The sequence below is a fragment of the Pantoea sp. B65 genome, from assembly GCF_047308185.1.
Classification (GTDB): Bacteria; Pseudomonadota; Gammaproteobacteria; order Enterobacterales; family Enterobacteriaceae; genus Erwinia.
The window spans coordinates 185,764-212,160 of record NZ_JAHXPU010000016.1; the positions used below are offsets into that span (position 1 = coordinate 185,764).

Annotated in this window: 20 protein-coding genes and 1 pseudogene; 12 read left to right on the forward strand and 9 right to left on the reverse strand. The window is 54.6% G+C overall.

The annotated features are described in order from the left end of the window. Positions 1–132: 132 nt before the first annotated feature. Together JWF83_RS06255 and JWF83_RS06260 are read left to right on the forward strand one after the other, a co-directional pair. Positions 133–906 (forward strand): DUF3750 domain-containing protein, encoded by a 774-nt coding sequence (locus JWF83_RS06255; protein ID WP_413649337.1) that lies wholly within the window; start codon positions 133–135, stop codon positions 904–906. Between the two features lie 143 nt (positions 907–1,049). After that, a complete protein-coding gene (locus JWF83_RS06260; protein ID WP_413649338.1) occupies positions 1,050–1,571 on the forward strand; it encodes a DUF1003 domain-containing protein in 522 nt (173 codons plus the stop codon). Positions 1,572–1,622: 51 nt separating this feature from the next. On the opposite strand, the gene mgtE is transcribed toward JWF83_RS06260, so the two are convergent. Next, the gene (mgtE, locus tag JWF83_RS06265; protein ID WP_413649339.1) at positions 1,623–3,086 is read right to left on the reverse strand and encodes a magnesium transporter; all 1,464 of its coding nucleotides are present in this window, start codon (positions 3,084–3,086) and stop codon (positions 1,623–1,625) included. 182 nt (positions 3,087–3,268) lie between these two features. After that, complete coding sequence (locus JWF83_RS06270; RefSeq protein ID WP_413649340.1) at positions 3,269–3,457, reverse strand: YfgG family protein; 189 nt, start codon at positions 3,455–3,457, stop codon at positions 3,269–3,271. A gap of 308 nt (positions 3,458–3,765) precedes the next feature. Between JWF83_RS06270 and JWF83_RS06275 the strand changes: the two genes are divergently transcribed. Continuing rightward, entirely contained in the window at positions 3,766–6,000 is a 2,235-nt protein-coding gene (locus tag JWF83_RS06275) for an EAL domain-containing protein (RefSeq protein ID WP_413649341.1), read from the forward strand. Here JWF83_RS06275 and tehB read toward each other — a convergent pair. The 3 genes from tehB to ppk1 all read right to left on the reverse strand — a co-directional run bounded on the left by tehB (position 5,990) and on the right by ppk1 (position 10,282). Then, complete coding sequence (gene tehB / locus JWF83_RS06280; protein WP_413649442.1) at positions 5,990–6,598, reverse strand: tellurite resistance methyltransferase TehB; 609 nt, start codon at positions 6,596–6,598, stop codon at positions 5,990–5,992. The two genes, JWF83_RS06275 and tehB, sit on opposite strands and share 11 nt — an antisense overlap. A gap of 90 nt (positions 6,599–6,688) precedes the next feature. After that, positions 6,689–8,215, reverse strand: coding sequence for an exopolyphosphatase (ppx, locus tag JWF83_RS06285; protein WP_413649342.1), 1,527 nt, complete (start codon positions 8,213–8,215; stop codon positions 6,689–6,691). Between the two features lie 6 nt (positions 8,216–8,221). Beyond that, complete coding sequence (gene ppk1 / locus JWF83_RS06290) at positions 8,222–10,282, reverse strand: polyphosphate kinase 1 (RefSeq protein WP_413649343.1); 2,061 nt, start codon at positions 10,280–10,282, stop codon at positions 8,222–8,224. Positions 10,283–10,436: 154 nt separating this feature from the next. On the opposite strand from ppk1, the gene JWF83_RS06295 reads away from it, so the two are divergent. The 3 genes from JWF83_RS06295 to pstB are packed head-to-tail and all read left to right on the forward strand — an operon-like array spanning position 10,437 to position 15,018. After that, the gene (locus tag JWF83_RS06295) at positions 10,437–12,572 is read left to right on the forward strand and encodes an ABC transporter permease subunit (RefSeq protein ID WP_413649344.1); all 2,136 of its coding nucleotides are present in this window, start codon (positions 10,437–10,439) and stop codon (positions 12,570–12,572) included. Continuing rightward, a complete protein-coding gene (gene pstA, locus JWF83_RS06300) occupies positions 12,569–14,221 on the forward strand; it encodes a phosphate ABC transporter permease PstA (RefSeq protein ID WP_413649345.1) in 1,653 nt (550 codons plus the stop codon). The genes JWF83_RS06295 and pstA overlap by 4 nt, the downstream gene beginning before the upstream one ends. A 14-nt stretch (positions 14,222–14,235) precedes the next feature. After that, entirely contained in the window at positions 14,236–15,018 is a 783-nt protein-coding gene (gene pstB, locus JWF83_RS06305) for a phosphate ABC transporter ATP-binding protein PstB (RefSeq protein WP_413649346.1), read from the forward strand. A gap of 138 nt (positions 15,019–15,156) precedes the next feature. Here pstB and purN read toward each other — a convergent pair whose 3' ends face one another. Both purN and purM read right to left on the reverse strand, forming a co-directional pair. Further along, the gene (gene purN, locus JWF83_RS06310; RefSeq protein ID WP_413649347.1) at positions 15,157–15,795 is read right to left on the reverse strand and encodes a phosphoribosylglycinamide formyltransferase; all 639 of its coding nucleotides are present in this window, start codon (positions 15,793–15,795) and stop codon (positions 15,157–15,159) included. Next, positions 15,792–16,832: a phosphoribosylformylglycinamidine cyclo-ligase gene (gene purM / locus JWF83_RS06315; protein WP_413649348.1), complete on the reverse strand. Its 1,041-nt coding sequence runs from the start codon at positions 16,830–16,832 to the stop codon at positions 15,792–15,794. Before purM ends, purN begins: the two co-directional genes overlap by 4 nt. Positions 16,833–17,071: 239 nt before the next feature. Here purM and upp point away from each other — a divergent pair, with 239 nt between their 5' ends. The 3 genes from upp (at position 17,072) to hda (ending at position 19,890) form a co-directional block, all read left to right on the forward strand. Further along, the gene (upp, locus tag JWF83_RS06320; protein ID WP_413649349.1) at positions 17,072–17,698 is read left to right on the forward strand and encodes a uracil phosphoribosyltransferase; all 627 of its coding nucleotides are present in this window, start codon (positions 17,072–17,074) and stop codon (positions 17,696–17,698) included. Positions 17,699–17,769: 71 nt separating this feature from the next. After that, positions 17,770–19,053 (forward strand): uracil permease, encoded by a 1,284-nt coding sequence (uraA, locus tag JWF83_RS06325; protein ID WP_413649350.1) that lies wholly within the window; start codon positions 17,770–17,772, stop codon positions 19,051–19,053. Between the two features lie 135 nt (positions 19,054–19,188). Next, positions 19,189–19,890 carry a DnaA inactivator Hda gene (hda, locus tag JWF83_RS06330; protein WP_413649443.1) on the forward strand — a complete coding sequence of 234 codons (702 nt, stop codon included), beginning with the start codon at positions 19,189–19,191 and terminating at the stop codon, positions 19,888–19,890. A gap of 6 nt (positions 19,891–19,896) precedes the next feature. On the opposite strand, the gene arsC is transcribed toward hda, so the two are convergent. After that, complete coding sequence (gene arsC, locus JWF83_RS06335) at positions 19,897–20,244, reverse strand: arsenate reductase (glutaredoxin) (protein WP_413649351.1); 348 nt, start codon at positions 20,242–20,244, stop codon at positions 19,897–19,899. 10 nt (positions 20,245–20,254) lie between these two features. Beyond that, positions 20,255–21,721 carry a M48 family metalloprotease gene (locus JWF83_RS06340; RefSeq protein ID WP_413649352.1) on the reverse strand — a complete coding sequence of 489 codons (1,467 nt, stop codon included), beginning with the start codon at positions 21,719–21,721 and terminating at the stop codon, positions 20,255–20,257. A gap of 925 nt (positions 21,722–22,646) precedes the next feature. Here JWF83_RS06340 and JWF83_RS06345 point away from each other — a divergent pair. The 3 genes and pseudogenes from JWF83_RS06345 to JWF83_RS06355 all read left to right on the forward strand — a co-directional run bounded on the left by JWF83_RS06345 (position 22,647) and on the right by JWF83_RS06355 (position 26,356). Further along, positions 22,647–23,249: pseudogene (locus JWF83_RS06345) on the forward strand (DsrE family protein). 270 nt (positions 23,250–23,519) lie between these two features. After that, the gene (locus JWF83_RS06350; RefSeq protein WP_413649353.1) at positions 23,520–25,127 is read left to right on the forward strand and encodes a sensor domain-containing diguanylate cyclase; all 1,608 of its coding nucleotides are present in this window, start codon (positions 23,520–23,522) and stop codon (positions 25,125–25,127) included. A 164-nt stretch (positions 25,128–25,291) separates the two neighbouring features. Further along, complete coding sequence (locus JWF83_RS06355; RefSeq protein WP_413649354.1) at positions 25,292–26,356, forward strand: AI-2E family transporter; 1,065 nt, start codon at positions 25,292–25,294, stop codon at positions 26,354–26,356. Positions 26,357–26,397: the final 41 nt, after the last annotated feature.

Consider the following 26,397-nt stretch of genomic DNA (forward strand, 5'->3'; position numbering starts at 1 on the left):
TGGATTATTCACTACCCCGCTAAGCCGCCACTGATAAACCGCACGCGCGGCTTTAACCCTGACGCCAACTCACAGTACACTGGTCGGCAGGGTGTTAACCTGCTTTCCTTGCCATCGGATCCCACTAAATCTATGTATACTCTGAAAGTGTTGAGCATCGTGTTTCTCGGCGTATTACTGCTGTCGTTTGGCAAGAGTCTGGCTCAGGCGATGCGCAATGGCGACTTCGCCAGCGGGCAGAGCTGGGCAACGGCACGGCGTGATTCCGCCGGTATCGCCCCGGATCCGCAACAGTATGCCAGTACGGCTATTGTTCAGGTCTATACCGCACAAACCTATGGCTGGCGCGGGCTATTTGCGGTTCATCCGTGGATCATTTTTAAGAAGGCCGGAGAAAGTCAGTATCACCGTTACGAAGTGATTAGCTGGGGCGGTAATAATGTGGTGCGCCGGGACTATACTATTGCGGATGGTTTCTGGTTTGGCGCCCGGCCGGGACTGTTGCTTGAGCACCGTGGCGCGGAAGCCGAAGCGATGATCCCGCAGATTGAAGCCGCGATTAACAGCTATCCCTGGCCGCACACCTATCACGCCTGGCCAGGTCCCAACAGTAATACCTTTCTTGCCCATATCGGCCGCGAAGTCCCTGAGCTGAAGCTAAATATGCCCGCCAATGCGATTGGCAAAGATTACCGTTCATTAACCAATCCGATGGGTTTACCGCCGTCAGGTAAGGGGCTGCAGGTTTCGCTGCTCGGCGTCCTGGCATTGACGATCGGCAGGGAAGAGGGAGTGGAGGTGAATATCCTGGGTCTCAATCTGGGGGTGAATCTGGATCCGCTGACGCTGCGCTTACCCTTTATCGGCCAGCCTGGTCATGGCAGTGCGGAAAAGCCACAGAGCTAAAACCGGCGCCTTGCCCGGAGTACAGTTTTATCTCTAACCCACCAACGTTGCTGCCCGCTGCCAGTTTGCAGCGTTGATCACACTACCCCCGCCATCCTGCCAGTCTAATGCTGGCAGGGCGGTTTTTTACGGAGAGGTCGCATATGAAAGCCACGGGTAATGATGCAGCGGTGAAAGCACCCTTAAAAGATCATTTACGTTTCCATCGTGCGCATACCCATTTGGCGCCAACGTTTGGTCAGAGCTGGTTTGCGCTGAAAGCCGAGGCATTTGCCCGCTTTTTTGGTACGCCGATGTTCCTTGGTGGGCAGACATTGGTGGTAACGGTCTGGATCGTCCTTAATGTTAGCGGCATCACCCACTTTGATCCCTATCCGTTTATTTTGCTCAATCTGGCTTTTAGTCTGCAGGCCGCCTATGCCGCGCCATTGATTCTGCTGGCGGAAACGCGTCAGGCGGAAAGGGATAAAGCGAACGCCGAAGCGGATGCGCTACATCGTGAAGATTTGGCCAGGGCCAACGAGTTACGGCAGAAGGTGGCTGCCGATCATGCGGAACAGATGATCAGATTGATTGAAATGAATACCGATCTGACCAATGTAACCAAACAACTGACGGAACGGATTGAGCAGTTAACCCTTGAGTTACATAAAAAACTTGTCTGATTAATCACCTCTTTGCCAGCAGGCGGTGACACTTTCGTCTTTACTGGCAAATTAGCGCAGTAAAAACAGCGTCGCCAGACCGAGGAAAATAAAGAACCCTCCGGTATCGGTTAAAGCCGTGATTAACACGCTGGAACCGACTGCCGGATCGCGTTTCATGCGCGTCATAATCAACGGAATGAGCACTCCCATCAGTGCCGCCAGCAGCAAATTCAGCACCATCGCCAGCATCATCACGCCGCCCAGCGCCGGATTGTCATACATCAGCCAGGTAACAATTCCCATAATGCCGCCCCAGAACAGGCCATTAATCAGCGCCACGCCCAGTTCTCGCAGGATCAGAAAAGAGAAGTTACCGGGTTCCACCTGATGCAGCGCCAGCGCGCGCACGATCATGGTGATGGTCTGGTTACCAGTATTGCCGCCAATTCCGGCGACGATCGGCATCAGCGCCGCCAGCGCCACCAGTTGTGAAATGGTGGCTTCAAACAGTCCAATAACCCGTGAGGCGACAAATGCGGTGCAGAGGTTAACCGCCAGCCAGGTCCAGCGGGTGCGTACCGCCTTTCTGACCGGCGCAAATACATCTTCGTCCGGGCTTAAGCCACCCATCTTACGAATATTGCTGTCGCTCTGCTGGTTCACTAAATCCACCACGTCTTCAATGGTGACACGACCAATCAGTTTACCCTGCTGGTCGATCACCGCGGCGGAGATCAGGTTATAACGCTCGAAGGCGCCCGCAGCATCTTCCGCCTTATCATCCAGCCAGAAAGTGGTGGGTTTGGTATTCATCACTTCAAGCACCCGCTTATCCGGGGTGTTTAGCAGAATATCCGTCAGCGTCAGTTCGCCCAGCAGCTGGTTATTTTTGTCGGTCACAAACAGCTTATCGCTACCGGCGGGTATCGACTTCTTACGGCGTAAAAATCGCTGAACCGTGGCCAGCGTAACCCCGGCGCGCACCGTCAGCAGATTGAAATCCATGATGCGGCCGACGCGATCGCGGTCGAAATGCATCATATCCAGCACATGCGCACGCTGGCCGGGTTCCAGCGAGGTCAGCAGACGACCGGTCAGGTCACGTGGCAAATACTTTGCCAGATACGCCTGATCATTGATATCCAGCGGCGCAATCGCCAGCAGGATGGCCTTATCGCTCATCCCGGCAATCAGGCTTTCCCAGACGTTTTCCGAGGCTTCCACCAGCACCTGACCGCGACGCGCGTCATCAATCAGATGCCAGAGCGCCAGACGTTCATCTTCCGGCAAGGCTTCGAGAATATCCGCGAGATCGGCGGCATGCAGTAGCGGAATATAGTATTGCAACTCGGCGGTTTGCTGTTCTGTCGCCTGTTTTTCTTGCTCAGTTGCGCGATGAGGGTGTTCAACAAGGGTATCGACTAAATCATGATTATTAAGCAGCAGGTTGAGAATACGGCTACGAATTTCAGCCAGTTGCCGGGGGTGGGAAGCAGGTGCAGACATAAATATCCCTTGAGTCGGTAAAGCCACACATCTCTGCCCGTCACGCTTCAGGTCGTCAGCGCGCTGCCGGCAGCCGTTTACGGGTTGCCGCCTGCCCGCAACTCGAATTATTCAGGGTTAAGCAGTATAACGCCGATAAAATAAGCTTATGAAATAAGGGTAAGTTGTCTCAGACAAGGCAACTTAACGCTCATGTCATCGTGTGAGCATTATGAGGTTGATACTGGGGCGGTGATTGCCGGTGTTTCGGGTAGCGCTTTCTTTTGCTGATGATGTTCAATAGCACCCGGAATAGTGTAGATCAAACGTGCAAGTAAAATAATAAAACTGATCAGCAAAACGATACGCGTCATTGGTCCAGTTTTTCGGCGTCGGTGGCCAGACATGGCGTTGTTCACGCAAAGGGTTCCTCGGATAAGCCCGCAACGGCGAGCGATGGGTTATTTAGGCACAGCACGGCAATCAGGTCAATCTGCCATGTAACTGAGGGACAACATAGCATCCTATAACCGATCGCTGGCTAAACATGCGGTTTGTACAAAAAATTATCAATCTGTTTGTTGATTTATGTCAAACTAATAGTGACCTGGTGGCATACCAGGCGGCCCCCGAGCGGGGGCGGGCCAGCCCGCATGGGCTTCTTCAGGACGAAGAGCAAGTAACGGCAGAGACAGATTGCCGGGCTCTGCAACATATGATGATACATATGCGCAAAACTTTCTGTTATCGACGCTTCAGCACCCGCTGGTGGGGACTACCGCTACTGCTGCCGCTGATTCTAATGCCCGTTTCCGGCCATTTCTCCGCCCGACTACAACTTGCCGAAGGCTACGTTTATCTGATCTATCTGCCGCTGGCCATGATGGTGGCGATGCTGATGGTGTTTGACTGGGCGGCGCTGCCGGGAATTTGCGTCGCCTTATTATTTCGCTATTTTCCGTTAATCTCGCCGCCGCAGGCGCTGACCCTCAGCGTGCTGTTTCTTATTGCTATCTGTATCAGCTGGGCTGGCTACCGCTTACATGCGCGTAATCGCTGGGGCGTGGGTTTTGGTGAACTGAGCATGGCGCCAATCCGCCTGTTCTGGCTGGCGTTTTTTCTGCCGACGCTGATGTTAATCCTGCTACAAATGGTCGTGACGCTGGGCGTATTGCCGGAGGCCAGTACCCTTTTTTCGCGCGATCCGTTCACCATCCGCACGCTGATTAACTTTCAGGCGCTGCTGCTCTCCTGTGTCTCGCTGCTACAGGTTTATTACTGGCTGATTCGTATCGTCAAAAACCCACGCTTTGCCGCCATCCTGTGGCAGCGTTTACAGCGACAGATGGCGGAAGATGTCACTTTCCGCGAGTTGTTCTGTTGGGGAGTGCTGATGACGGTGATGTTAGGCATCCTCACCCATTTCCGCCTCGACCGGGAAAACCTGCTGACCAGTGACTACACCTTAACCTTACTGCTGCCGCTGATGCTGTGGGCCGCGATGCGCTTTGGTCATCTGCTGACTTCCCTGAGCTGGTCGCTGATCCTGATTGCGCTGTATCAGTTTCGCGAACAGTTTATTGATCTGCAGACGCAGCTGCAGCATCTGGCGATTATCTCCTCCAATCTGCTGGTATTTACCGTCACCATCTTTCTGATGGCGGCAATCGGCACGCATCAACGACGGGTGATTATTAAGGCCAAACGCGCGGCGTTAACCGATCCGGTGATTGGCTTACCCAATTTGCGCGCGCTCAGCGCTGACCTGGCGGCGCGCGCGCATTCGACGATCTGTTTTCTGCGCATTCCGGAACTGGATTTGCTGAGCCGCACTTATGGCCTGCAACTGCGTATCCAGTACAAACGCTGCCTGGCCGGCCATCTGCGCCCCTTTATGCAGCCGGGCGAAGAGGTCTATCAGCTGCCGGGGTTTGATCTCGCTCTGCGACTGGATAGCGCTGCGCCGCTGGTCCGGGTGGAGGAGATTTCTGCGCGCCTGAAGAACTACCGCCTGACCTGGGATGGCTTACCGCTGCAACCCAGCGTCGGGTTAAGCTTTTGCAGCGTCAGACCCCCGATCAGCCATCTGCATGAACTGCTTGGCGAGCTGAGCGCCATGGCGGAGGTATCGCTGAATAGCGGGCTGCCGGAAAATCTGCAACAGGGCGGCATTCCGGTGCAGCGCAAGGTAAAAGATAAGCTGGCGATGCTGCATGAAGTTCAGTTTGCGCTGGATAACGATAAATTTGTGCTACTGGCGCAACGCATTCAGGGTCTGCGTGGCGATGACTACCACGAAATATTATTGCGGATGGTGGATACCCACGGCGAGCAACTGAAACCGCAGGTTTTTCTGCCGGTGGTGCATGAGTTTGGTATGAGCTGGGAGATTGATCGTTGGGTGCTGGAGCAGACACTCAGCTTTATGGACCAGCAACGCGCAGCGCTGCCCGCCGCACGCTTTGCGGTTAATCTGTTTGCTTCCACCATATGCCGTCCGCACCTGGCAAAAGAGATCGGCGCGATGCTGCAACGCTGCAATATTGAGCCGTGGCAACTGATAATTGAGGTGGAGGAGTCGCATATGCTGAGCGACTTAACCTGGGGTAACCGCTCGATTAATCAGCTGCGCGAACTGGGATGTCCGGTTGCGATTGATGATTTCGGTACCGGCTATGCCAGCTATACCCGTCTGCGCGAGATTCAGGCGGATATATTGAAAATTGACGGCAGTTTTGTGCGCAACATTCTGAGCAGCAGTCTGGACTACCATATTATCGAGTCGATTTGCTGCGTCGCGCGTCTGCGACGGATGAAGGTGGTAGCGGAGTTTGTCGAATCGGAGGATATTGCCGCCGCGTTGCGGAAAATGGGCGTGGATTATCTGCAGGGCTATGCAGTCAGCTTGCCCCAGCTGCTGGTCAGCCTGGCGCCAGCAGCCGGTGAAAAAATCAATCCTTAGTCGGGGCTTTTTGCGCCAGCAAAGTGGCGAAGCGCAGACTGATACGATTACCCTGTTCATCGGTTTTAAACAGCTGACCGACATCCTCGTTGTACTTCACAATGTGCCACTTGCGGTAATAGTGGCTGAGTTCACCGGATTTAAAGGTAAAGGTGAAGGGCAGCGGGCACGGGTAGTCGCTGGTGTCCATGGCGGCAACAATCAGGTTGTAACCCTCTTTCACCGTGCTGGCCTGCATATCGCTAATCATCTGCCCAATGGTTGCCGGCTGCAGGAACATCATCACCACGGTAGAGAACACCAGCTGGTACTCGCCGTTAAAGCGCAGATTATCGAGATCTCTCACGGCGGTACTGATATGGCTGAGTGACTCTTGTGCAACAATATGGTCCAGCGTGGCGATACTGCCGGGATTTTTATCCCAGGCGGTGACGTCAAAACCTTTCTGATTCAGGTACAGCGTATTGCGTCCGTTGCCACAGCCGAGATCGAGCGCTTTACCTGGGGCAATACGCGTGGCGGCTGCAACAATTTCGGAGTGTGGTGCGCTGAGTTGATACTTTTCAGTAAAAAAATTGCCGGAGTTTGCAGTTGTCATCATCAAACCATTATTGAGTGCCTGGCGGTTGATGGCGGATGGTCGCGCCATCCGCCATTAACCGCGGCGTGGATAGTTTTGCGCCGGGGTTTATAACCCTTCCTGAATCATCAGCTTCCAGCCGACAACCTCTTCCCAGTAAATCTGCTCGCGCTCAAGGTCGAGCTGCACCAGGTTGTTCTGCGCGAAATAGCCCTCCGGGAAGGTAAGCGTCCAGTGACCATCATCGGTTTCCAGGCGTAATACATCGGGAGTCGTCGTTGCCTGACGCTGATTATTTAATAGCGCGCCTAAACGCAGTAAAAATACCAGCGGCAGAAATTGCTTCTTCTTGAACAGCGTGAAGCGCGGCATCTCATCCACTTTTACTGCCTTACGGTGGTAACGTACCAGCATTGCCAGCAGCGACTGTTGATCCTGGTTAAAACCGGGCATATTGGTATTTTGCAGGATATACGAGGAGTGGCGCTGTAAGCCGCTATGGTTAATGTTCAGCCCGACTTCATGCAGCATCGAGGCCCATTTCAGTAGTGCCGCCAGCTGCGGATTAGCCAGTTTCGGGTTCTGATCTTTCCACTGCAGATAGAGCTGTTCAGTCGTATCGAGTACGCGTCGCGCCTGATCGGTGTCGATATTGTAGTGATTGGCCAGGCTTTGCGCGGTGCGGCTGCGAATATCCTGATGGCGAAAACGGCCCTCCATCTCATACAGCACGCCTTCGCGCAGCGCGCCGTCAGACAGACGTAGCTCACGGATCGCCAGCGCATCGAACACGCCGCACAGGATCGCCAGCCCGGGGACAAACACCGCTTTACGCTCTTCCGACAGCCCTGGCAGGCTGAGCGCATCAAACGATTTATATTTAATCACTTCGTTGTACAGCATATCCAGACGCTCAGGGGTGATCAGTTTTTCTTTCTCCCCCATCGCCTGCAGCACTTCACAGGCCGCTTTAATGGTACCCGACGCTCCCAGCGCAAACTGCCAGCCCAGCAGACGATACTGCCAGGAGAGGGTCTCCAGCTTTTGTGCCGCCGCGAGGCGCGCACGGCGGAAATTCTCTTTGCTGATCACGCCCTGGGCGAAATAGAAGTGGGCAAAACTGACACAGCCCATGCGCCGGCTTTCTACCAGCATCGGCTCAAAATCTTCGCCAATCACCAGTTCCGTCGAGCCGCCGCCGATATCAATAACCAGCTTGCGGCCTTTTTCCGGCTGCGTGTGCTCCACACCCATAAAAATCAGGCGCGCTTCTTCATGACCGGAGATCACTTCGATCGGATAGGGGATCACATCGGCCGCGCGGCGCAGAAACTCTTCAGCATTCACCGCCTGGCGCAGCGTGTGGGTCCCGACAATCGTTACATTCGCCGGGCTGAAGCCCTGCAAACGTTCGGCAAACAGCGCCAGGCAACTTAACCCACGCTGGATAGCCTCTTCGCTGAGGACATTGTTGCTGTCCAGGCCGTCAGCCAGATGTACCCGCTGTTTCAACCGTCCCAGCACCTGCATCGCGCCATCCACCACGCGGGCAATCACCATGTGGAAACTGTTAGAACCGAGGTCAATGGCAGCAAATTCCTGCGGTTTGGGTGTACTTTTATGGGATATTGGCATAGTGAGTTATTCAGGTTGTTCCAGGGATTTGATGTAATCGTATATGGCTAACTGCGCACGTACTTTACGGCGGTTGCCACGCGGCACATAACGGTTACTCAGCTCTTTATCAACGTAGCGGGCTTTCAGAGTATCACTTAACAGGATGCCAATAATATCCAGTATGCGTTGTTTCAGTGTGGGATCGAGGATCGACACTGCCACTTCGATGCGATAATCAATGTTGCGCGTCATCCAGTCGGCGGAAGAAAGATAGACTTTTTTATCGCCGCCATTTTCAAAAATATAGACACGATCGTGCTCAAGATAGCGGTCTATAATACTGATTACACGAATGTTATCGCTAATCCCTTCCAGATTCGGGATCAACGAACACATGCCGCGCACCAGCAGATCCACCTTCACGCCAACGCTGGACGCAGTGTAGAGGCGGTCGACTAAACCTTTATCCACCAAATTGTTTATTTTCAGTGTAATGCCAGCCGAAAGTCCATTTTGTGCGTTGGCAATTTCATTGTCGATCAGCTGATACAGCATACGGCGCGAGTTTTGCGGCGAAACCATCAGATGTTCAAAGCTCACCGGGCGATACGGGTTTTCAATAAAGTTAAATACCCGCCGCACTTCATTGGTGATGCGCGCATCGGCGGTTAGCAACGAGTAGTCCGTATACAGGCGTGCGGTCTTTTCATTAAAGTTGCCGGTGCCGATATGCGCGTAGCGCACAATTTCACCGTTTTCGCGGCGTGACACCAAAAACAGTTTGGCGTGAATTTTCAAACCCGGTGCGGAGAAAATCACATGCACACCGGCTTCCGTTAAGCGTTTGGCCCAGTGAATATTGGCTTCTTCATCAAAGCGCGCCTGCAGCTCCACCACTACCGTGACTTTTTTACCGTTATAGGCGGCGTGGATCATCGCATCAATAATGCGCGAATTTTTGGCGACGCGATAAATATTAATTTTAATCGCCAGCACACTCGGGTCAAAGGAGGCCTGGCGCAGCAGCTCAAGCACATGTTCAAAAGTGTGGTACGGATAGTAGAGCAGCACATCGTGGTGGCGAATGGCGTCAAAGCCGTTACGAAAACGATCAAACCAGATATGACGCAGCTGCGGCAGCGGTTTATTGACCAGGTTGGCCTTACCGACGTTAGGAAAATTAATAAAGTCTTTAAAATTGTGGTAACGACCGCCCGGGATAATCGAGTCGTAGTTAGAGATATTCAGCTTGCCACGCAGCAGTTCGACCAGCGCATCCGGCATATCGCGCTGATAAACAAAACGTACCGGCTCAGCGGTCAGACGCTGTTTCAGACTGGATGACATCAGTTCCAGCAGGCTGGATTCCATCTCTGTCACCAAATCGTACTCCGCATCGCGCGTCATTTTCATCGAATAGGCGTTGAGCGCATCGTAGTCGAAAAAGCCTTTAAAAATATCATCCAGACAGTAGCGCAGGATATTATCCAGCAGGATCATCGGCTTGCGACGGCGTGGCGCTTCTGGCGGCAGATTAACGAAACGCGGCACCTTATCGGACGGGATCTCCAGCAGCGCATGGTGGATCTCCTCGCCACGGATAATCTCTACCGCCAGATAGGTGTAATCATCTTTCAGGAATTCGGTCAGGTCGGTGTCATGGTTAATCAGAATCGGCGTAATGTGCTGGCGCAGTTGATGTTTAAAATAGTGGCGCAGCCAGCTCTGCTGATTGGGGGACAGCTGACGTTCATTGATCAGGAAGATCTGGTTACGGGCCATTTCCAGCAGCAGATCATTGTACAGACCGTCGAATTCCTGATCGGCTTTCATGACCCGTTGCTGGATCTTTTTCAGCAAATGGCGCTGGGTACTGGCCGATCCCTGCTCTTCACCGATTAAAATGCGACGTTTCAGATCGGCAAAGCGGACCTTATAAAATTCATCAAGATTATTGGAATAAATGCCAAGAAAACGCATACGTTCAATCAGCGGGTTGGTCTTGTCGGCTGCTTCCTGCAACACGCGTTCGTTAAAGGATAACCAGCTCAGTTCTTTTTCGATATATAACTTTTCCTGACCCATTTTTACTCCGTTGTGCTGATTTGGGACTAGGGTACCCAGTGTCCACACCCATTATGGCGAGAGTATGGCAGCATTGTCCAACCTCAACAGTTGTCTTATCAAGCGGCTACGGGCAACATAGCGACTTGAAAGCGAAACGGATACCCTGACAGGCATGATCGATAACCATATTCCGGTGCAGTTCAGCGACAGACGTCGGCGATTTATCGACCGGCTGACTCGCCGCGTGGTCACGGCATGTGGCATCGGTATCCTGCTGGTGATGATGCTACTGTTTTTCTGGCTAATCTGGGTGGTGACATCGTTATTTTCCTCACCTTCACTGCAGTCAGTCAGTACCTTCGCGCTGTGGCAGCCGCAACCCGCGGTGGCGCTGGGCCTCAGCGGTAAATGGGGGTGGCGCATTGACCAGCAGGGACTGGGGCGCTTTATTCCTCTTAGCGGCGAACCGGCGGAACCGGCACTGCAACTGGCAAACGGCCCGGTGCAGGCGGCGCTTACCGCCGATAAATCTGCGGTGCTTTTGTTACAGTCTGATGACAGCGTCAAACTGGTGAGCGCAGATTTTACCGCCAGCGATGGCGCACCGCGCTGGACATTCCCTCTCGGCGCGCAGGGGCAAAATCTCTTATCCGCAGGATTACAGCATCCTGCCGTTGCCCGCAACGGCGACAATCAGTGGCTGGCGGCGGCCTCCAGCGGTGATGCCGTGGTGCTGGCACAGCTACGCGCCGACCAGCCGCCGTTTATCCGCACCATTACCAGCCCCGGCAGCGACCAGCTTATCCTGACCCCGGATGGCAAACTGCTGTTTGCTCTCGCCGGCAATCTGCTACGCGTCTGGCGTATCACTGCCGACGAGATTAGTTTACGCGATACGATTACGCTGCAAGAAAAACCGCACCAGATGCAGCTGCTGAGCGGCGGCAACTCGCTACTGATTGCCGGACCATCCGGCATTGCGCAATGGTTTGATATTGCCAGCCACAGCGGGCCGCACCTTAACTTTATTCGTTATTTCCATGGCGCCCGTTCACAGCCGTTGATCATTACCGAATCGCAACGACGGGTATTTGCCACTGTCAGCCCGCAGGGGGAGCTGCAACTGTTTGCCAGCAAACAGGATGGCGCGATCTTCAGCCAGACACTGACCGCCGGCATCAGCCAGGCGCAATTTGCGCCGCAGGGGGATGGCCTGCTGGTGGAGCGTGCCGGACAGTGGCAATACTATCACTTGCATAATCCATGGCCCGATTTTAGCTGGCGCAGCCTGTGGCAGAAAGTCTGGTATGAAAATTATCCGCAGCCAGCCTGGGTATGGCAGTCTACTGCCGCGAATGATAACTATCAGGCGAAATTCAGCCTGATGCCGATGGTTTCCGGGACGCTGAAAGCCGCTGCGCTGGCGCTGCTGTTTGCCACCCCACTGGCGCTGGCCGCCGCGATTTACAGCGCGTGGTTTATGACGCCCGCGCTGCGGCGCTGGGTAAAACCGGGCATCGAAATGATGGGGGCGTTGCCGAGCGTGGTGGTGGGATTGATCGCCGGGCTCTGGCTGGCGCCGCGCATTGCCGATCGGCTGGCCGGGGTGCTATTGCTGCCGTTTATGCTGGCGCTGACGCTGCTATTTTGCGCCTGGGGTTCGCGACGTCTGCCCGCGCGCTGGCGCCAGCGGCTGTGCGCCAACGGGCGGGAAGTCTGGCTGCTGTTGCCGCTATTGCTGCTGGTCAGCGCCCTCAGCCTGTGGCTGCTGCCGTTACTGGATGGCGTTCTGTTTGGCCGCGGGCTGGCCGCTCGCCTGGCGCACGGTTATGAACAACGCAACTTACTGGTGGCCGGGGTGGCGATGGGCTTTGCCCTGGTGCCGCTGATTTTCACCCTTGCAGAAGATGCCATCTTTAGCGTGCCGGCCTCGTTAGGGCAGGGGTCGCTGGCGCTGGGAGCCACTCCGTGGCAAACCCTGTCCAGGGTGGTACTGCCTGGCGCTTCGGCGGGTATTTTCTCCGCGCTAATGATCGGTTTTGGCCGGGCGGTGGGCGAAACCATGATTGTGCTCATGGCGACCGGCAATACGCCGGTCACCGACGGCGGGCTGTTCGACGGATTACGCACCCTGTCGGCGAATATTGCCGTGGAGATGCCGGAAGCGGCGGCGGGCAGCGCCCATTACCGTATCCTGTTCCTTAGTGCGCTGGTGCTGCTGGTATTTACCCTGATGGTCAATACGCTGGCAGAGCTGGTACGCCAGCGGCTGCGTCAACGCTTCGCTAATCATGAGGGGCAGGGATGAATCGCAATATGCGCCAAAACGATCGCTGGCGCTGGTTAACCGCCGGGGCGGTGGCTTTTAGTCTGCTGGCTTTTTTCCTGCTAATACTGCTGCTGGCGTGGCAGGGACTACGTGGTTTCTGGCCACAACCGGTAACGTTGTTTACCCTCAATCAGCCCGGCGCCGGCAGTGTACAACTGCTGGGTGAAGTAGTGAGCAGCAGCCAGATATCGCGTCAGCAGCTGCAGGATAGCGGGCGCGTATTGCCGGCCAGTTTGCCGGATAGCGTGACGCGTTATCTGCTGAAAACCGGTAACCGCGACTTTGCGCCACCGGATTTCCGCGCGCTGTTATCCGCCGATATCAGCCAGCGGCAGCAGCCGGAACAGATTATCGTGCTACAGCGCCGCAGTGGCGGCAATGCCTATGGCTGGTTCGAGGGGCTACGGGAAGGCAGCCAACCGCTCATCGCCCGCAATATGGATCGCGCCCTGCAGCAGCGTTTGCAACAGACGCAGTTGCAGCAGGCACAGGTGGCTGAAATCCGCCGGATTGAGATGGCGCGTATTAACGTCCAGCTGGAAGCCGTAGAGCATCAGGCTGAGGAGCTGCGCGCCGCGCGGCGTTTTGACGCGCAGCAGCAGTCGATATATCAGGCGGACCGCACGGAACTCCAGCGCCAGTTTAATCGTCTGGCGACCCGGCTGGCGTCACTGAATAGCGAGATCGATCGCAGCGCCCTGCTGCTGCGTGATGCCAGCGGCAGTATACAGCGCATTCCGTTAGCGCAGGTGATCACCGCCTGGCATCCCAATGCGATGAGCCTCGGGCAGAAATGGCGGCATTTTGCCAGCCAGTTATGGCACTTTGTCAGTGATTCGCCCACCGACAATCAGTCGGAAGGCGGCGCCTTCCCGGCGATTTTTGGCACGGTATTGATGGTATTACTGATGTCGGTGGTGGTGATGCCGCTGGGAGTGATTGCCGCGGTATGGCTGCATGAATATGCTGGCCGTAATGCCTTAACGCGGCTGGTGCGTATTGCGGTGGTCAATCTGGCCGGGGTACCGTCGATTGTCTATGGCGTATTTGGCCTTGGCTTTTTTGTCTGGCTGATTGGCGGCTCGCTGGATCAGCTGTTTTTCCCGGCATCGCTGCCGAATCCGACCTTTGGTACTCCGGGGCTGTTGTGGGCGTCGCTAACGCTGGCGCTGCTGACGCTGCCGGTGGTGATTGTCGCCACTGAAGAGGGGCTGTCACGCATTCCGCCAACGCTGCGTCAGGGCTCGCTGGCGCTGGGGGCGACGCGTGCGGAAACCTTATGGCATATTACCCTGCCGCTGGCGCTGCCGGCGATGCTCACCGGCTTGATCCTCGCAGTGGCGCGCGCGGCGGGCGAAACCGCACCGCTGATGCTGGTTGGCGTGGTCAAAATGGTCCCGGAGTTGCCGATCGACGGTATTTTCCCCTGGCTGCATCTCGACCGTAAATTTATGCACCTTGGTTTCCAGATCTATGACCTGGCGTTTCAGAGCCCGAACGCCGAAGCTGAGCGGCCGCTGGTGTATGCCACCGCGCTGCTGCTGGTCACCATTGTGTTAGGACTGAACCTGGCGGCGATGGGCTTGCGCCATCGTCTGCGTGAGCGCTACCGCGCGCTGGTGCAATAACTGTGGAACCTGTTATGGATGCAACTGCGGCTTTTGCCGATGCAGAAACGGCGCTGGAATTGCGGCAGCTGTCGTTGTGGTATGGTGAGAAACAGGCGCTGAACGAGATCTCCTTACGGCTGCCGAGAAACCGCATTACCGCGCTAATTGGTCCCTCCGGCTGTGGTAAGTCGACGCTACTGCGCTGCTTTAACCGGATGAATGATCTGATTGACGGCTGTCGGGTGACAGGCGATATTCTGCTGGAAAAACAGTCGATTATACACTCTGCCGGCGATCTTTCCGCACTGCGCCGCCGTGTTGGCATGGTGTTTCAGCGGCCCAACCCATTCCCCAAATCGATTTATGAAAATGTGGTCTATGGCCTGCGTCTGCAGGGCGTTCGCGACAGGCGCGTGCTGGATGAGGCGGTTGAGCGCGCGCTGCGTGCGGCGGCGCTCTGGAGTGAGGTGAAGGACAGTCTGCGGCAAAATGCTCTGACGCTCTCCAGCGGTCAGCAGCAGCGTCTGGTCATTGCGCGGGCGGTGGCGATTGAACCGGAAGTGCTGCTGCTTGATGAGCCGACTTCGGCGCTGGACCCGATCTCCACGCTGGTAATAGAAGAGCTGATGACCACCCTGAAGCAGCATTTCACGCTGGTGCTGGTCACGCATAATATGCAGCAGGCGGCGCGGGTATCGGATTATACCGCCTTTATGCACAACGGCAGCCTGGTGGAGTTCGCACCAACCGACACGCTGTTTACCGCACCGCAACAGCGGCGTACGGAAGACTATATTACCGGCAGGTATGGCTGAGTTTTATCGTCGCTGTCTGTCGCCTGAAATCGGTTTAATTTGACCGCATGCTGTCCCCGGCTTCAGGCCTGCGAGGCAGTGAAGGGATGCGCTGTTTATAGCGCTCCCGCCCGGCTCAACGCTGAGGGTGAAAACGAATTATTCGAAGGCATGGCCTTCAGCGGGCAGTTTTTCACCGTCCATCCATGCGGCATTATCGCGCATCGTCAGACGACCATCAATAAACCAGCTTACCACCAGCGGATAGATCGCGTGTTCCTGGTGCTGAACGCGTGCATTCACCTCATCTTCACTATCACCGGCAAAAATCGGCACTTTGGCCTGCAGAATTACCGGGCCGCCATCCAGTTCATCGGTGACAAAATGCACCGACGTCCCATGCTCTTCATCGCCATTGTCAATTGCCTGACGGTGAGTGTGCAGACCGGGATATTTCGGCAGCAGAGAGGGGTGAATATTCAGCAGACGCTGATGGTAGCGGGCGACAAACGCCGGGCTGAGAATGCGCATATAACCCGCCAGCACCACCAGATCCGGACCATAGGCGTCGATCTCCAGCATCAGCTGGCGATCGAATGCTTCGCGATCGGAGAACTGCGCGGCTTCTATTGCATGAGCCGGAATACCGCCATTACGCGCACGCTCCAGACCAAAGGCATCGGCTTTATTGCTGAAAACGGCAGCGATGCTGCCGTTGATTCGTCCCTGCTGGCAGGCATCCATAATGGCCTGAAGATTGCTTCCATTGCCGGAAACCAGCACGACTATCTTTTTCATGCGTTAATAACCACACGCTCAGCGGAGTCGGACGCTTTGATCACCCCGATTTTCCAGGCTTTTTCGCCGGCGTCAGTCATCAGTTGCACCGCTTTATCGGCTTCCGCCGCGCTGAGCGCAATCACCATACCCACGCCGCAGTTAAAGGTGCGGTACATTTCGTGACGGCTGACATTCCCTGCCTGCTGCATCCAGCTGAAGATTGCCGGCCACTGCCAGCTGGACTCTTCCAGCACCGCCTGCGTATTGTCTGGCAGAACGCGCGGGATATTTTCCCAGAAGCCGCCGCCGGTCAGATGCGCAATAGCATGCACATCAACCTGCTCAATCAGACTCAGGATGTTTTTCACATAGATACGCGTCGGTTCCAGCAGGTGATCGGCAATTGATTTGCCTGCCAGCTGCGCGGTTTCCGGCTTAGTCTGGCTGACTTCAAGGATCTTACGCACCAGTGAGTAGCCATTGGAGTGCGGACCACTGGAGCCGAGGGCAATCAGTACGTCGCCATCCTGCACTTTGCTGCCGTCGATGATTTCTGATTTTTCCACTACGCCGACGCAAAAACCGGCCACGTCGTAATCTTCACCGTGGTACATGCCTGGCATTTCAGCGGTTTCACCGCCAACCAGCGCACAGCCAGACTGCTGGCAGCCTTCGGCGATACCGGTGATCACGCTGGCTGCGGTGTCCACATCCAGTTTGCCGGTAGCGTAATAGTCAAGGAAGAACAGTGGCTCAGCGCCCTGTACCACCAGGTCGTTCACACACATGGCGACCAGATCGATGCCAATGCTATCGTGGCGTTTCAGATCCATAGCCAGACGCAGCTTAGTGCCGACGCCGTCAGTGCCGGAAACCAGAATCGGTTCGCGGTATTTTTGCGGCAGCGCACAAAGGGCACCGAAACCGCCCAGTCCACCCATCACTTCCGGGCGGCGAGTCTTTTTCACTACACCTTTAATACGATCGACTAAAGCATTACCAGCATCGATATCTACGCCGGCGTCTTTATAGCTGAGAGAGGTCTTATCGGTCACTGCGAAATCCCCACGCGGTTGCGGTTGGTGGTTTGAAAATAAAGCGCGGCAATTCTATCAGCGCAGGCAAACGTTTGCGAGTGCCATCTTAACTGACATTGCGTATCGCTTAATTTTAGACAATCCTTAGCCAAAGCGGTGAGAATTGATTTTAATTGCCTTAAGTCATATAGCGCACGGAAAAAAAGGCGGTATAATCCCGCGATTTTTTTTGCCGCCAACCACTCCGGAGAACACCAATGAAGATCGTGGAAGTCAAACACCCGCTCGTCAAACACAAACTGGGCCTGATGCGTGAGCATGATGTCAGCACCAAGCGTTTTCGTGAGCTCGCCTCAGAAGTGGGTAGTTTGCTGACTTATGAAGCCACCGCCGATTTGGAAACGGAAACAATTACTATCGAAGGCTGGAATGGTCCGGTTGAGATCGAACAGATTAAAGGCAAAAAAATTACCGTAGTACCGATTTTACGTGCCGGTTTAGGCATGATGGATGGGGTGCTGGAGAACGTGCCGAGTGCGCGTATCAGCGTGGTCGGCGTTTACCGCGATGAAGAGACGCTGAAACCGGTGCCTTATTTCCAGAAGCTGGTATCGAATATTGCAGAGCGCATGGCGCTGGTGGTGGATCCGATGCTGGCCACCGGCGGCTCCATGATCGCGACTATCGACCTGCTGAAAAAAGCCGGCTGCAGCAGCATTAAAGTGCTGGTGCTGGTTGCTGCTCCTGAAGGTATTGCGGCGCTGGAAAAAGCGCACCCGGATGTCGAGCTGTATACCGCATCGGTTGATCAGGGACTGAATGAGCATGGCTATATTATTCCCGGGCTCGGTGATGCCGGTGATAAGATTTTTGGTACTAAATAAGTTTACTTAACGATTAAGCCGACCGCAGAGTCGGCTTTTTTATGGCAAAAATAACATCTCAAGGGGATACCATGACTCGTCGCGCCATTGGCGTTAGTGAGCGGCCACCGCTGCTTCAAACCATTCCACTCAGCTTCCAGCACCTGTTTGCCATGTTTGGCGCTACGGTACTGGTACCGATTCTGTTTCATATCAACCCGGCAACGGTGCTGTTATTCAACGGTATTGGCACTCTGCTCTATCTGTTTATTTGTAAAGGGAAAATTCCGGCGTACCTCGGTTCCAGCTTTGCCTTTATCTCGCCAGTACTGCTGCTGTTGCCACTGGGTTACGAAGTGGCGCTTGGCGGTTTTATTATGTGCGGCGCGCTGTTCTGTATTGTGGCGATGATTGTCAAAAAAGCCGGTACCGGCTGGCTGGATGTGATGTTCCCGCCGGCAGCCATGGGGGCGATTGTGGCGGTGATTGGTCTGGAACTGGCCGGGGTTGCTGCCAATATGGCCGGTCTGTTGCCGGCGGATGGCGCGCCAGCCGACAGCAAAACGGTGATTATCTCGCTGGTGACGCTGGCGGTAACGGTATTCGGTTCCGTGCTGTTTCGTGGTTTCCTGGCGATCATCCCGATCCTGATTGGCGTACTGGTCGGTTACGTGCTCTCTTTTGCCATGGGGATTGTGGACTGGACGCCGGTGTATAATTCACCCTGGTTCGCGCTGCCGACCTTCTATACGCCACGCTTTGAATGGTATGCCATCTTAACCATTCTGCCCGCTGCGCTGGTGGTGATTGCGGAGCATATCGGCCATCTGGTGGTCACCGCCAGTATTGTGAAAAAAGATCTGCTGAAAGATCCGGGCCTGCATCGCTCGCTGTTTGCCAATGGTATTTCCACCGTTTTCTCTGGTTTCTTTGGTTCAACGCCAAATACCACCTACGGTGAAAATATCGGTGTGATGGCGATCACCCGCGTATACAGTACCTGGGTCATTGGCGGTGCGGCAATTCTGGCGATTATGCTGTCATGCGTGGGTAAACTGGCGGCGGCAATCCAGGCGATTCCGGTACCGGTAATGGGCGGCGTGTCACTGCTGCTGTACGGCGTGATTGGCGCTTCGGGTATTCGCGTGCTGATTGAATCGAAAGTGGACTACAACAAAGCGCAAAACCTGATCCTGACGTCGGTGATCCTGATTATCGGCGTCAGCGGCGCTAAAGTTCATATTGGCGCGGCCGAGCTGAAAGGGATGGCGCTGGCGACCATTGTTGGCGTCGGTTTAAGCCTGATCTTTAAAGTCATCAGTCTGCTGCGCCCGGAAGAAGTGATCCTCGATGCGGATGAAGAGTCATCACATTGATTGACCGGGGAGCCATTACTGGCTCCCCGGCGTCGACAGGGGCGGTATTAATGCCGCCCGTACGCCTGTTTCAACTAATTCCCTAAGTTGTGATAAACTTTTGCGGTTTTCTGCCCGTTCACACTTGAGGTGCTTCTGAACACGCCGGCACAGCTCTCATTGCCACTCTATTTGCCAGACGACGAAACCTTTGCCAGCTTCTGGCCGGGGGAAAATCCGTCGCTGCTGGCTGCGCTTAAAGGCGCGCTGCTACAGGAACATGGCAGCTATCTCTATTTCTGGTCCCGCGAAGGCGGCGGACGCAGTCATTTATTGCACGCCGCTTGCGCCGAGTTATCTGCCCGCGGTGAAGCGGTGGGCTATGTGCCGCTGGATAAACGCACCTGGTTCGTCCCTGAAGTGCTGGATGGTATGGAACAACTGGCGCTGATTTGCATCGATAATATCGAGTGCATTGCCGGTGACGAGCCATGGGAAATGGCGATCTTCGATCTCTACAACCGTATTCTTGAAACCGGTAAGACGCGTTTGCTGATCACCGGCGATCGCCCGCCACGTCAGCTGAACCTGAAACTGGCCGATCTGGCTTCGCGTCTCGACTGGGGGCAAATTTATAAGCTGCAACCGCTTTCCGATGAAGACAAGCTGCAGGCGCTACAGCTGCGCGCCAATTTGCGTGGTTTTGAACTGCCGGAAGACGTTGGCCGCTTTCTGCTGAAGCGGCTGGATCGTGAAATGCGTACGCTGTTTGTCACGCTGGACCGGCTGGATAGTGCCTCCATCAGCGCCCAGCGCAAACTGACCATCCCTTTTGTGAAAGAGACGCTCAACCTGTAACGGCGACTATAAAATCTCCAGCACCTGCTGTGGCGGACGTCCGATACGCGCCTGACCATTGGCCACCACGATAGGGCGCTCAATCAGTTTCGGGTTCGCGATCATTGCCTGTAGCAGCTGTGTCTCACTCAGCGCCGGATCTGCCAACTGCAGCGTCTGGTATAACTCCTCTTTGCTGCGCAGCAGCTCGCGCGCGCTGCTCATCCCCAGCTGCTGTAGCAGCGTTTTCAGCGTAGCCATATCCGGCACTGTCTCCAGATACAGCACAATATCCGGCGTTACGCCGTGCTGCTGCAGCAAAGCAAGAGTTTCCCGGCTCTTTGAGCAACGCGGATTATGATAAATGGTAACCATCTGTTTTCCTTTATGATTTTGAATACTGACGGAAGCGTTTCTGCAGATGACGCAGCTGATCGATACGCGCGTCATAGCGTGCCTGCTTCAGGCTGCCGAGGGGAACCTGCGAACTGGCGCTGCTAAGAGTGGTGATCGCCTGGTCAAGACGTCCGGTGAGCGCCAGACCTTCGGCGCGCGCGGAAAGCTCTTCATCACGTAACCCTTGCGCCGCAGATGCCTGCGCCAGCAGATCCCAGCCGTTAGGGTCGTCAGGATGAGCCCAGGTATAGCGATTGAGAATACGGCTGGCGGCGGCTGGCTGTTTGCTTTCGACATAGGCATTGGCCAGGTTTAGCTGCAGCACCGGATTACTGCTGGCGGTACGGATGGCGCTCAGGCGTTTAATCGCCTGCGGCGCCTGGTTCAGACCGATATCGATATCCGTCATAATATCCAGATACCAGACGTTATCCGGCTGCCTGGCCAGCATCGGCTCAATAATTTTTTTGGCGTCGGCGAAACTTTTCGCTTCCAGAAACTGAATCGCCTTACCATATTGCGCTGCCTGCTGCTCGCGCACATTACCTTTCGCCCAGCCATTAAGCAGATCATCATTCAGCTGATTACGGCCTGTGGCGTACATGCCCAGAGCGCGCACTTTCGCCATGTAGTAATCCTGCGAGGACTGCACCACCACCGGACGCATCTGATTGGCGCGGTTACGCGCATCCGCCAGACGGCTGTCGGGCAGGGGGTGAGTCAGCAGAATTTCTGGCGGTTTGGAAGCAAAGCGCGACTGGTCAGCCAGTTTTTGCAGGAAGTTGGGCATTGCCTGCGGATCGAATCCGGCGCGCTGTAGCACCTGAATGCCGATGCGGTCGGCTTCCTGCTCATTATTCTGGGTAAAACTGATCACCCCTTGCTGGGTACCGGCGAGGGTACCGGTCAGGGCTGCCATTCCCGCCTGCGGATTGGCCATCGCCAGTAAAATCGAGCCTAAGGCGCCGACCCAGGTCAGGGGCGCATTGCGCTGCTGCTCTTCCATTGCGCGCGCAAGATGGCGCTGGGTGACGTGGGAGATTTCATGCGCCATCACGGAAGCCAGCTGGCTTTCGTTGTCGGTATAGCGAAACAGCGCCGAGTGCAGTACCACGTTACCGCCGAAAAAGGCGAAGGCGTTGATTTCATCGTTACGGATTAAATAGAAATGAAATGGGGTACGCACCGATTCGGCGTGGGCAACCAGCCGTTGTCCCAGCTGATTGATATAGTCATTGAGCAGCGGATCGTTAATCAGTGGCGCACTGGCGCGCAGCTGGCGTACATAAAAGTCGCCCATTTGCAGTTCCTGGTCAATCGACAGCGTTCCGCCCGCAGTAGTGCCGATGTCCGGCAGCGAATCGGCCACATTATCGGCCCGGGAAGGGAGCGCGCTGCCTGCCAGCAGTGCGGTAATCAAGGTGGCGACCAGACTTTTCTTCAACCGGTTGAACATACATCAGTCCCATAACAAGAAAGTAGAGTTTTGACAGACTGCAGGATGAAACGTTCTTTTATCACGGCGCAGACGTTCCTTACTCAGGGTGCTAGTTTAGCGAGTGCCGCCAGAGAAAGAAATGAGTTCTCTGGCAGCATTCGTTACTGAGTTGGTGGAAAAAACTGAACATCAATCAAAAATGAAATAACAAAATTGTGCTGATGGTTGGGTTTTTTCCTCCTGAGCTGTGCAGCAGAATTTTAAAGTGTTGTAAACTCATTCAGATAAATTGAATGCTTTAGTCGGTTTAGTAGGGTAAATTCCGAAAAATATACTGCCGTCCCGCTGAAAAATGCGCTGATTTATCCAGCGTATTTAATCTGTAAATCCTCTTCTTTTGCCACTGACGCCGCCATGCTGGTATTAATTGTTTTTCTGCGGAATATATTTACCTGACTATTTAGTGCCAGGGTTTAATTTATCTTTGGCGTGCCAGGGAACATGGTAAAGTAATCAGACGCTATTTTCTCTGTTATTCCCCGGCTGGGATAGTCTGTCGCTGAGGGGGGCGGGGATGAAATCGCAGGTCCAGCGATTAATCGCAGTTGTGGTTTTTTATGGTAAAAAATAACTTCATATTTAAGCATGCTTATTATCAGCAGGAAGGTAAATTAACTTCATCTCAATGTCAGGAAAAAGAGTTCAAAGCCGCAGGCTGCGATATAGATAAATTAGTCAGCATAATCTAAGGTGCCTGAGTGCGCCGGGGGGCAGAGCCGTCTGCACAGCGGCTGGCGCTGATGCTGGCCCTGCGATGCTGAATGAGCGGTGACGGAACAAAATATCGCATTTCACTAAGCCAAACCGGCAGAGAATCGATGTGGTTTTCCCGTTAGCTATGAACTTTTTATCGGTTGTTAAATTACTATCAGGAGAATAGATTATACCTCCTGTTGTCTCTTATGTATTGATTGCAATCATCGCCGGTTTTGTCGGCGGTAATATCACCCAGGCTCCGGCGCTGGCTAATAAAATCAGCGATCGCTTTACTGATAAAACCGACCCCGCCAATTTCTGGAGCATGCCAGCGATCCCCGGTTATGGGAAAATACATTATGTGGATACCGCTGCATTTAAACCTGGCGGCGATCTAAGTAATAAAGTTGTTTTTCAAATTAACCGAAGTGAAGGGGAGATGACTAATCCGAATCCTGGGCTTGAGCGCGTGGCGCGCGTCACCAACCTGGATGTGGCCGCCGGATACCGGTTGACAAGCTGAAATTTGTGGTATCGATCAATAGCGATGCGGTGCCGGCAGCACTGAATAATCAGCAATTTCATAAGATTTATGGCGTGGATAACCCGAACCTGAAGCTGATCGCTGAGTTGAGACAAGCCGGAGTAGAAGTCTCGATTTGTGACCAGTCGGTGGCCTTTCATCATCTGCAGCGCGACTGGATAGACAAATCGGTTACCCATACCACTTTTCAGTGGTACGACGGTGGCAACGTTAGAAAATCAGGGTTACGCCTTTTTACCCTTATAAGCGGCAAACCGTGATCCCCTCTGGCTGATAACCTGATATCCGGGCGGGGTATCTGTAGCAACCTAATATATTTAAATGCGATTTATCCGCAGCGGCGAAATAAATGATCAAAAATTTCGCCTGGCGGCTAAAGGTATTTGCAGTTAAAGCCAACGGAGGAATACAATTGCGTGGTGCTTAACCAGGGCATACGCCGCACGTATAAGATTGCGCACTATAAAATTGATTTCAAGGCGCTACCACAATGTTCAGTAAAATCGAGGTAAGTCTATGTTGAGGCGACTGTGGCCCAAGACAGACTTACGCACCCTGATCACGTTGCTCGCCATCGCCAGCATCGTTATTACCCTGGCCAATACGCTGTATGCGACTTGGCGCGTTCAGCGTGGTCTGCTGATTAATACCACGCTGGAGTCGAACCGGGTTTATGCCACCAAACTGGCGGCCACCACGGAAATCTTCTTTCAGCTGGCGCAATCCCAGCTGGCTTACAGCGCCAATGTATTAAGCAGCGGTCTCGACAATGAGAACTCACTACAGCAGGAAGTCGATCGTTTACGTGAGCAAACCGACAGTTTTAACTCGGTGGTAATTGTTGATGCCGATGGCTGGGTGCGGTCGATATCGCCGGAGTCCATGATGCTGCAGGGCATGCGTCTGACCACCAGCACGTCGCGCCAGGCGCTGGCGGAGCGGAAACCGATGATCAGTCAGCCAGGCATCTCGGCGGCGAATAATCTGATGGTATTTATCTCAACCCCTATCTGGTCGAAAACTGGCCGCTATCTGGGATACGTTGGCGGTACGCTGTATCTGAAGAAAAAAAGCATTCTTAACGCACTGCTCGGCGAACAGTACTACCGTGACGGCTCTTCGCTGTATGTGGTCGATAAACAGAACCAGGTACTGTATCACCAGGACAGTAAGCTAATTGGTAAAACCATTGCGCCGCTGGTCGCTGACGAAGTCAAAAACCTGCGGCCTAATGGCTATCTGGAAATCAGCGCGCAGAATGGCGAACCGATGCTGGCGGGTTACGCCACGGTACCCACTTCAGACTGGATGATTGTCGCGCTGAAGCCGACTCAAACCACACTGCAGCCACTCACCAGTCTGTTACTGCAGGTGTTAAAAAATTCGGTGCCGTTCGCGTTGCTGACGCTGATTGCCGCATGGATTCTGGCGCGGCTGATTGCCTTACCGTTGTGGCAACTGGCGCGTAAGGCCAGTCAGATGGATACCCAGGGGGTGTCAAAAGAGATCAATGGCATTCGCTCATGGTACTTTGAAGCGGCGCAGATCAAACGCGCGATGCTGGCGGGGATTGGTATTCTGCAGGATAAAATTGGCCGGTTGAAATTTGAGGTGCAAACCGATCCCTTAACACGCTTGCTAAACCGGCGGGGTCTGAGTGCGGTACTGGAGTATTTTCTCACCACCCGCCAGCCGTTTGCCGTACTGGCACTGGATATTGACCATTTTAAACGGGTCAATGATACCTTTGGCCATGACGTCGGGGATGAGGTGATTATCCGCATCGCCCGTGAACTGGAAGAGAGTTCACGCCAGACCGATGTGGTGTGTCGTAATGGCGGCGAAGAGTTTTTAATGATTCTGCCCGGCGCGGATAGTGAGACGGCGCTAAGTATTGCTGATCGCGTGCGGCTGCAGGTGGTGCAGACCGAGATCCCGGCGGTGGGGCGCATGTCGGTTTCCGTTGGCGTTGCCCTGTGGCAGCCCGACAAGGAGAGTATGGAAGAGGTGTTTAAACTGGCGGATGAAGCGTTGTATCAGGCAAAAAAAGCCGGACGCAACTGTGTGATCCTAGCGGGTAAACAGCAACCGCAGCTGACGGAGCCGGCTCGTCTGCATGGCTAAATAATACCGACCCGGCAGCCGGAAACCGGCTGCCGCCTTTCTGCCGGCCGAAATCGACTGTGGTGAGATAAAAATTGCGCTTACCTGCCTGCTGCCTTTCTGTTCAGCGCGCCTTTCAAGTACAATCCTGCCTTTTCCAAAATGAACTCAAGGAAGTAAATGTCATGCTGGCATTGTTAATACAGTGGTATCGCCGTCGCTTCAGCGATCCACAGGCCATTGCGCTGCTGATCATTTTGGTTGCCGCGTTCTGTATTTTATTCTTTTTTAGCGGCTTACTGGCGCCGCTGCTGGTGGCGCTGGTACTGGCTTATCTGCTGGAGTGGCCCACCGTCCGCCTGGAACGCATGGGGTGTTCGCGCAGCTGGGCGACGACGCTGGTGCTGCTGGTGTTCGCCGGTATTTTACTGCTGGTGCTGCTGGTCGTCGCGCCGGTGGTCTGGCAACAGGGCATCAATCTGACGCGCGATATGCCGAACATGCTGACGAAGCTCTACAAATATGCCGCCGGCTTACCGAAGCGCTTCCCGGCGCTGATGGACGCGGGGATCATCGATATTCTGGTGGAAAATTTGCGCGGTCGTCTGACCGGCCTTGGCGAGTCACTGGTGAAATACTCGCTGGCATCGCTGGTCGGTTTGATGACGCTGGCGATCTACCTGGTGCTGGTACCGTTGATGGTGTTCTTCCTGCTGAAGGATAAAGAGCAGATGCTGAATGCCGTGCGCCGGGTATTGCCGCGTAATCGCGGGCTGGCGGGGCAGGTGTGGAGCGAAATGAATCAGCAAATCACCAATTATATCCGCGGTAAGGTGCTGGAGATGGTGGTGGTCGGGATTGCTACCTGGATAGGCTTTCTCGCCATTGGTCTGAACTACTCACTGTTGCTGGCGGTTCTGGTTGGCTTCTCGGTGTTAATTCCTTACGTCGGCGCGCTGATGGTGACGATCCCTGTGGTCTGCGTCGGTCTGTTTCAGTGGGGGCTCGGCGGTGATTTCTGGACGATGTTCATCGTCTATCTGGTGATTCAGGCGCTGGACGGTAATCTGCTGGTGCCGGTACTGTTCTCGGAGGCGGTTAACCTGCATCCGTTAGTGATTATTCTTTCGGTAGTGATATTCGGCGGTCTGTGGGGCTTCTGGGGGGTATTTTTCGCCATCCCGCTGGCGACGCTGGTCAAAGCGGTGGTGCACGCCTGGCCTGACGGCTTACTGGTGGACGAAGAGTAATGAAAACGGGAGCCAGTGACGGCTCCCGTTCGGTGTTGCGC

Excerpts from the sequence above, each read along its gene's own strand:
- upp (WP_413649349.1), top strand. The coding sequence starts at position 17,072 with ATGAAGATCGTGGAAGTCAAACACCCGCTCGTCAAACACAAACTGGGC.
- JWF83_RS06350 (WP_413649353.1), top strand. The coding sequence starts at position 23,520 with ATGTTGAGGCGACTGTGGCCCAAGACAGACTTACGCACCCTGATCACG.
- tehB (WP_413649442.1), bottom strand. The coding sequence starts at position 6,598 with ATGACAACTGCAAACTCCGGCAATTTTTTTACTGAAAAGTATCAACTC.
- uraA (WP_413649350.1), top strand. The coding sequence starts at position 17,770 with ATGACTCGTCGCGCCATTGGCGTTAGTGAGCGGCCACCGCTGCTTCAA.
- purN (WP_413649347.1), bottom strand. The coding sequence starts at position 15,795 with ATGAAAAAGATAGTCGTGCTGGTTTCCGGCAATGGAAGCAATCTTCAG.
- pstA (WP_413649345.1), top strand. The coding sequence starts at position 12,569 with ATGAATCGCAATATGCGCCAAAACGATCGCTGGCGCTGGTTAACCGCC.
- ppx (WP_413649342.1), bottom strand. The coding sequence starts at position 8,215 with ATGCCAATATCCCATAAAAGTACACCCAAACCGCAGGAATTTGCTGCC.
- JWF83_RS06295 (WP_413649344.1), top strand. The coding sequence starts at position 10,437 with ATGATCGATAACCATATTCCGGTGCAGTTCAGCGACAGACGTCGGCGA.
- ppk1 (WP_413649343.1), bottom strand. The coding sequence starts at position 10,282 with ATGGGTCAGGAAAAGTTATATATCGAAAAAGAACTGAGCTGGTTATCC.
- JWF83_RS06340 (WP_413649352.1), bottom strand. The coding sequence starts at position 21,721 with ATGTTCAACCGGTTGAAGAAAAGTCTGGTCGCCACCTTGATTACCGCA.
- JWF83_RS06275 (WP_413649341.1), top strand. The coding sequence starts at position 3,766 with ATGCGCAAAACTTTCTGTTATCGACGCTTCAGCACCCGCTGGTGGGGA.
- JWF83_RS06355 (WP_413649354.1), top strand. The coding sequence starts at position 25,292 with ATGCTGGCATTGTTAATACAGTGGTATCGCCGTCGCTTCAGCGATCCA.
- JWF83_RS06255 (WP_413649337.1), top strand. The coding sequence starts at position 133 with ATGTATACTCTGAAAGTGTTGAGCATCGTGTTTCTCGGCGTATTACTG.
- arsC (WP_413649351.1), bottom strand. The coding sequence starts at position 20,244 with ATGGTTACCATTTATCATAATCCGCGTTGCTCAAAGAGCCGGGAAACT.
- pstB (WP_413649346.1), top strand. The coding sequence starts at position 14,236 with ATGGATGCAACTGCGGCTTTTGCCGATGCAGAAACGGCGCTGGAATTG.
- JWF83_RS06260 (WP_413649338.1), top strand. The coding sequence starts at position 1,050 with ATGAAAGCCACGGGTAATGATGCAGCGGTGAAAGCACCCTTAAAAGAT.